This is a genomic window from Paracoccus onchidii (assembly GCF_028294535.1).
In the GTDB taxonomy this organism is placed as follows: Bacteria; Pseudomonadota; Alphaproteobacteria; order Rhodobacterales; family Rhodobacteraceae; genus Paracoccus; species Paracoccus onchidii.
The window spans coordinates 1-1,403 of record NZ_JAQBIE010000064.1 but is presented as its reverse complement, the minus strand read 5'-3'; the positions used below and the strand labels follow the sequence as shown (position 1 = coordinate 1,403).

Below are 1,403 nucleotides of genomic sequence, written 5' to 3'. Positions count from 1 at the left end.
ATACGCACCGCATCTTGGCGGAATTCTTCCGTCCGTTTCAGTCCCATAGGCAGTCGCCTTTGTTGCAGTAAATGCTATCAAAGGAGCGGAATCAAACCGCGACAGGTCCATCCTTGGCCATCAGGTGTCGCTTGCTGCCTGCCTTGGTCGCTTTGACGTCTTCCGGCTTGCCGGGTTCGAGAATCACGCGGTCGGACAGTTAGCGCGGATTGCGGGCCTTGGGTGCCTTGACGATCTTGGCATCCCGGATTTTCTCATCGACCGAGCGCAGCGCCTGCGCCTGCGCCTCTGCCTGCGTCGCGTCACGGCGTTCGAGCATGTCGATCAGTTGGGCCTTAGAGGCCTTCTTGAGTTGCGACGCATTCTTGCAGCGCAGGTTCTCGGGAAGCAGGTCGTTGAGTTCGGTCTTCGTCATGTCGGTATAGGTGGTCATGTCTGTCACTCCGTTAATGGTTCCCGAAATGTTCCGGGCATAACTGAGTTATCGGGCCTGACCCCGGCGCTTCTCAGCCGGAGATTGAGGCGCTGCCTGTTGTATGTTTGAAATGCTGGGGACTTGAGGTTAGTCGCCGGCGATCATGTCTCCGATCTCGCGGAACTTGTCTGCAAGGTCGGTGCGTTCGGCTTCGGGAACGGTGCCTGCACGCGCGGCTAGTGCGTCGAGGCCTGCTTGCACAGTTTCTGTCGTCTGTCCCTCGGTGAACAGCAGCAAGAATTTCTGCCACGCCCATAGTGGGATGCCCGCCAGCTTGTCGTCGAACAGTTCCGCGATGTAGCTGTCCATCGCCTTCGAACCCGCGAACCGCCCGAAATTCTTGCCGCCGTCCTTCACCGCTTGGTCAGAGATAGGGTCTGCCTTGTTCGGGTAGTGTGTGGTGACGGACGACAGGATCACGCCTCGGTCAGTGCCCTTGCCGCCGCGCGCGTGTTCCCAATACCAATTGCGATACTCAGCCGCCTGCCGTGCATTGATCACATACGGGGTAAAGACCTGCGGCGATCCCGAAATGACCCTAGACAACGCCCAAGGCACGACGACGAGCAAGTCGGCGGGGGCGCAAACGGCAGGTGTCACGTTGTAGCGGAAACTCGGCTCGCCTTCCTTGGCAAGCGCGTACCATCCCTTGAGTTCAATCCCCATGAGTACCTGCGGTTCAACGTCGGGCGCGGAGGCGCGCAACACCACATCGGGGAAGGTCTGCGGCTGGCGCTCGAAACTGTAGAGCGAGTATTTCTGTTCCGGGTCCCAAACCGAGCGCAACTTATTCAAGGACGCAATGATCTGTTTGAATAGCCCCTAGATTCGTAGACGCCTTCTTCCCTAATTTTGAGGCAAGGAGGCCGAGATGGGCAAAGGCAATTTCAGCGCCGAGTTCAAGCGTGACGCGGTCGCGCAGATCACC

At 58.6% G+C, this 1,403-nt stretch carries 2 protein-coding genes; both read right to left on the bottom strand.

Annotation, left to right across the window (positions count from 1 at the left end; all coding sequences use genetic code 11):
- Positions 1–199: 199 nt before the first annotated feature.
- Positions 200–433 carry a hypothetical protein gene (locus tag PAF17_RS20025; protein ID WP_271890817.1) on the bottom strand — a complete coding sequence of 78 codons (234 nt, stop codon included), beginning with the start codon at positions 431–433 and terminating at the stop codon, positions 200–202.
- A 129-nt stretch (positions 434–562) separates the two neighbouring features.
- Positions 563–1,270 carry a hypothetical protein gene (locus PAF17_RS20020; RefSeq protein WP_271890816.1) on the bottom strand — a complete coding sequence of 236 codons (708 nt, stop codon included), beginning with the start codon at positions 1,268–1,270 and terminating at the stop codon, positions 563–565.
- Positions 1,271–1,403: the final 133 nt, after the last annotated feature.